Genomic DNA, 5,487 nt, shown 5'->3' on the forward strand with positions numbered 1-5,487 from the left:
GATAAATTACTTGTGATATGTCATTGCGAGTGGAACGAAGTGAAACGAAGCAATCACAACGTCTGGAGCGATTGCTTCACTCCGTTCGCAATTGACAACTGTTTAACCGGACGTGATATGAGGGAGTTAGGAGTTAAAAATTCTCTCCCAATGCCCAATGCCCAATGCCCAATGCCCAATTCCCAATTCCCAATTCCCAATGCCCAATGCCCAATGCCCAATTCCCAATTCCCAATTCCCAATTCCCAATTCCCAATGCCCAATGCCCAATGCCCAATTCCCAATGCCCAATGCCCAATGCCCAATGCCCAATTCCCAATTCCCAATAACTAATGCGTAATTTTATTAAACAAACTTTTGCTAGTTTAATTGGCACCTTACTAGGACTAATTATTTTCGGTGGTCTGGGAACCACTGGATTGTTCTTGCTAATATTGGCTGCTAGCTCCTCTAAAGATACTGGGCCAAATGTGAAAGATAAGTCAGTGTTGGTTTTTGACTTGTCAATGAAAATTACTGATAGCGAACCTAGTTCAGACAAACTGTTTCAAAACACAATATCAGGTGTAGATGACGAAAGAATGGCACTCCGCAAAGTTGTGGAAACTTTGGAAAAGGCGCGGCGCGATCCGCGAATTGTCGGGATCTATTTAGATGCAACAAGCACAAGCCAAGCTGGTAACGTTGGCTATGCGTCCCTAAAAGAAATTCGGAAAGCGTTGGAAGAGTTTCGCGCTGCGGGGAAAAAGATTGTTGCTTATGGCAGTGATTGGAGTAAAAAGGAATATTACCTTAGTTCAGTGGCAGATTCCGTTGTACTTAATCCTCTGGGAATGATGGAAGTCAACGGTTTGAGTTCACAACCGATGTTCTTAGCGGGTGCATTGCAGAAATATGGCATTGGTGTTCAAGTCGTGCGGGTGGGGAAATTTAAGGGGGCTGTAGAACGGTTTATCCTCACAAAGTTGAGTCCAGAAAACCGCGAACAAACCCAGAAATTGTTAAATGATGTTTGGGGAGAGTGGCGCACTACTGTAGGCGCAAGTCGAAAAATTAAACCTGAGAAATTGCAAGCGATCGCAGATAATCAGGCACTATTGGAAGCCACGCAAGCCAAAACTACTGGTTTAGTCGATCGAGTAGCATACCCCGATGAAGTGGTAACTGACCTCAAAAAGTTGACAAATAGCGATAAAGACGACAAAACATTCCGACAAATTAGGCTCAATAGCTATGCAGAAGTTTCTGGCAAATCTTTCGGTGTAGAACGTAGTTCAAAAAATAAAATTGCCGTTGTTTATGCTGAGGGCGAGATTGTCGATGGTAAAGGAGAAGATGGGCTAGTAGGAGGCGATCGCTTTGCCAAAATCTTCAACAGACTCCGACAAGATAAGGATGTAAAAGCTGTTGTATTACGAATTAATAGTCCTGGTGGTAGCGCTACCGCAGCCGAAGTCATGCAGCGAGAGGTGAAATTAACTCGTGAAGCGAAACCGGTTGTAGTGTCAATGGGTGATGTAGCCGCCTCTGGTGGTTATTGGATTGCTAGCGACTCTAACCGCATTTTTGCCGAACCAAATACTATCACAGGTTCAATAGGTGTATTTGGGTTGCTATTCAATGGTGAAAAGCTAGCGAGTGATAACGGCATCACCTGGGATTCGGTAAAAACTGCACGCTATGCTGATAGTCAAACAGTTTCGCGTCCAAAATCGCCTCAAGAGTTGGCAATTTATCAACGTAGTGTGAACCGAATTTATGATATGTTTCTGAATAAAGTTTCTCAAGGTCGGAAACTCCCAGAACAAAAAGTAGCAGAAATTGCTCAAGGACGGGTTTGGTCTGGTGTAGCGGCTAAGGAAATTGGTTTGGTGGATGAAATTGGCGGTTTGAATAGTGCGATCGCGTACACTGTCAAGCAGGCGAAACTAGAAGAAGACTGGGAAGTGCAAGAATATCCTCGCACTAGCAGTTTCGGAGAACGGTTTTTTGGACGTGCAACACAAGAGGTGCGGACTGCTTTAGGAATTGAGGCGACGCAACTCAAACAATCCAATCCCCTCACCAATGAATTCCAGAAGTTGCAACAGGAAATCGGAATTCTGCAAAAGATGAACGATCCACAAGGGGTTTATGCCCGTTTGCCTTTCAACTTGAAGATTGAGTAGATGCTTTTTTGAGTATCGAATTACCCAAAACAAAAACCTCAAAGAGTCCTGCCGGACATCCCTCTCCAAAGCATCGGAGAGGGACAGGTTTTGCTATGCAAAACCAGGGTGAGGTTTCTTTAAGCCTTAACCCAAGCGTATTTAGTTAAGTCATATCCCAATACGCTTGGGTTAAGGCTAAAACTATGTTACAAAGTCAATTTTTTTAACGAACCGCCAAGACGCCAAGGACGCAGAGAGAAGGAAGAAATGCTTAACTGAACTGTATTGAGTCATATCCAGCAGCCAAACCCCATCAAATATCTCAGAAATTATACTGAACCAGCAAGCCGATAAATATTACTAATATATACATAAATATTATCAGGATGCTGAATATGTCAGATTTACCGCTTCAGTGCAAAAATTTGAAAGAGCAGGTTGAGTCTATATTACAACTTTTACAACAAGAACCAACGCTACGTTTCCAAGATATTACACCTGTACAAACTTCCCTAAGTAAGGCGATTTCCCCAAAATTTGAGATTGTGTTTGCGGGTGCATTTAGTGCCGGGAAATCAATGCTAATCAATGCACTATTGGAGAGGGAATTACTCTACAGTGCAGAGGGACACGCTACAGGTACAGAATGCAAAATCGAGTATGCAGAAGTAGATAAAGAACGTGTTGTTTTGACGTTTTTAAGTGAAGTAGAGATTCGGGAACAAGCAGTTTCTTTGTGTCAGCAACTAGGATTTAAGACAGTAGCTAATATCAACCAAGCTGATGTAATTAACTTGCTACGCCAAGGTTGTGAAGCGATTATTCAGCAGGAGGGTGGTGAGAATAAATCAGAACGTGCAAAACAGGCGAAGGCGTTAATGTTGTTGCTAGAGGGATATATAGCAAACCGCGATCGCATCAGCACGGTTAATAATGCTACATATTCAATGGAACAATTTAACTTTGCCAATCTCAAGGAAGCGGCTGGATATGCCCGTCGTGGTAGTAATAGTGCAGTATTGAAGCGAATAGAATATTACTGCAATCATCCTTTGCTACAAGATGGTAATGTAATTATTGACACACCGGGTATAGATGCACCAGTAGAGAAAGATGCACAGCTAACTTATGCCAAAATTCAACATCCTGATACTTCGGCGGTGGTGTGTGTGCTAAAACCTGCTGCGGCGGGTGAGATGACAAAAGAAGAAACAGAACTTTTGGAATTAATGCGGGAGAATGGGGGAGTACGCGATCGCGTTTTCTATATCTTCAACCGCATCGATGAAACTTGGTATAATACTCAGCTACGGCAACGATTAGATGATTTAATTAGTGGGCAATTTTACAATTCAAGCAAGGTTTATAAAACGAGTGGATTATTAGGATTTTATGGCAGTCAGATTAAACAGACAAGCCAACAAGATAGATTTGGTTTAGATTCTGTTTTCGCAGAAAGTATTAAAGGTTTAGATGGTAAAGAAGAAACACCACAATTTGTCTATGCGTTTAACAACTACTGTGTAAATTCAGGAAAGCTGTCTTCTACTAAATTCCGTGTCTCTGTTAACGGCTTTGAAACCCCAAATCAAAATTATGTGCGGATTCTGGGAGATTGGGGAAATGAAATTATAGAACAGCTAATTAAAGATAGTGGTACTGAAGAATTTCGCACAGCAATTACTCGCTATCTTACCGAAGAAAAGCGTCCCCAATTATTTAAAAATCTTGCTGATGATTTGGAAGATGTTTGTATCAAACTGAAAAAACATTATCAGAGTGTTCAACGCAATTTAGATAGTCAGCCCCAAGAAATTGAGACGATGAAGGCGCAAGAGTTACAACGCCTAAATCAGCAACTCCAGCAAATTGGTAGAGACTTTCATGAGCATATTACAGAAGAAGTGAACCAAATAATTAATAATTCTTGTGATGCTTTTGAAGCAGATTTTAAGCAATTGCAATCACGAATGATTCGCCGTTTAGATGAATTGCTAGATACTTTTTCTGTAGCTTCTGCTTATCAACGTGCAACCATCAGCCATCCTCGCAACGCTACCGCACCTTTAATAGCTATTTTAGTAGAGGCATTTTATTACTTAGCAAATCAATTAGAAGATATTTTGGTTGAATCTTCTCAGCAAGTAGTGGCGAATTATTTCCAACGATTGATTGAAAAGATTCGCAAGTCAGAATATTATCGCCAGTTGTATCGTTTATTAGATAATGATGGTGGTATTGAACAAGAGATCAGAATTTTAGAAAAAGGAGTTGCTCAAGCATTAGTTAGTGCAGCTAGTGTAGAGTGCGATCGCTTTGTGCGAGAAAGTCCGAGATTTTACGATGAAGGCACTTTTTCTATATATCAATTTCGCCAAACTTTATCACAAACTTCTCAAGGTTACGACGCTGAAAGTATTGTGGAAGCGGAACCAGCAATTAGGCAATTATTAAAGTTAGATTTTGAACCAAAAGTTTCCCACACTATTCGTAAATCTTTCCGTCAAACCATCAACCAAACCCTTAAAACTCACTTATTACCAATGGCAAATCAGCAAGCAGATGAAATTTTGCAGCAATATCCACAGGCGCGTGCTTATTTAGAGAAAACATTGGAACAAGAAGCTGAAGAAAAAATTGCGAATAATCGACGATTATTAAATGTTGTTGAAGAAAATATTGCCGCATATAATTCAGCAGCTTCTAGTATTAATACTTGTTTACAGGCGATGCAATTATCTGAACATCTTTTGCCTGTCATTGGTGATTCATTTGATACTGATGGTAGGTTTGCCAATAATGGATTTGTGATTTCAGATGTGGTACAAAAGGTTTAGTTTTATATATCGCAATCCTATTTAATTTGTGAAAATTCGCGGTATCCAGATCCCCGGCTTCTCAAAGAAGCCGGGGATCTAACTTTAACTCAATAGTTATGACTATCAAACGTCGGCAATTTCTCACAACCTGTGGATTCGCTACCCTAGCTACCCAGATATCACCACTTACGGCTGAAGGTAAACTCACAAACACTATCCGCAAGCCGCCCCACCTGCAAGCTGGCGATACTGTAGGATTGATTTCCCCTGCGGGTATCGTTGACGCTAAAGATATCGAAGCAGCGCAACAATCAATTTCACAGTTAGGGTTAAAAGTCAAGCTAGGGAAGCATATTTTAAACCGTTATGGCTATTTAGCGGGTAAAGATGCCGATCGCGCCCAGGATGTAAACTCGATGTTTAGCGATCGCACCATAAAAGCAATTATTCCCATGCGTGGTGGTTGGGGTTGTAATCGCATTTTACCTTTACTCAACTACTCGCTAATCCGCTCCCAT

4 protein-coding genes are annotated in these 5,487 nt (G+C 41.2%); all 4 read left to right on the forward strand.

All coding sequences use genetic code 11. The features are described 5' to 3' along the window. A partial coding sequence (locus tag LC574_RS24275) for a hypothetical protein (protein WP_229456112.1) occupies positions 1-333 on the forward strand: 333 nt, incomplete at its 5' end. Then, on the forward strand, positions 333-2,168 hold the full coding sequence (sppA, locus tag LC574_RS24280; protein ID WP_229456113.1) for a signal peptide peptidase SppA: 1,836 nt from the start codon (positions 333-335) through the stop codon (positions 2,166-2,168). The genes LC574_RS24275 and sppA, both read left to right, overlap by 1 nt. Before the next feature lie 377 nt (positions 2,169-2,545). Further along, the gene (locus tag LC574_RS24285; RefSeq protein WP_229456114.1) at positions 2,546-4,987 is read left to right on the forward strand and encodes a dynamin-like GTPase family protein; all 2,442 of its coding nucleotides are present in this window, start codon (positions 2,546-2,548) and stop codon (positions 4,985-4,987) included. A 98-nt stretch (positions 4,988-5,085) separates the two neighbouring features. Next, positions 5,086-5,487 (forward strand): LD-carboxypeptidase (locus tag LC574_RS24290; RefSeq protein ID WP_229456115.1); only part of this gene is annotated, 402 nt, incomplete at its 3' end.

The sequence above is a fragment of the Nostoc sp. CHAB 5715 genome, from assembly GCF_020829685.1.
In the GTDB taxonomy this organism is placed as follows: Bacteria; Cyanobacteriota; Cyanobacteriia; order Cyanobacteriales; family Nostocaceae; genus Nostoc.

Bases quoted from the DNA above. Each gene is read 5' to 3' on its own strand.
- sppA (WP_229456113.1), top strand. From the start codon at position 333: ATGCGTAATTTTATTAAACAAACTTTTGCTAGTTTAATTGGCACCTTA.
- LC574_RS24285 (WP_229456114.1), top strand. From the start codon at position 2,546: ATGTCAGATTTACCGCTTCAGTGCAAAAATTTGAAAGAGCAGGTTGAG.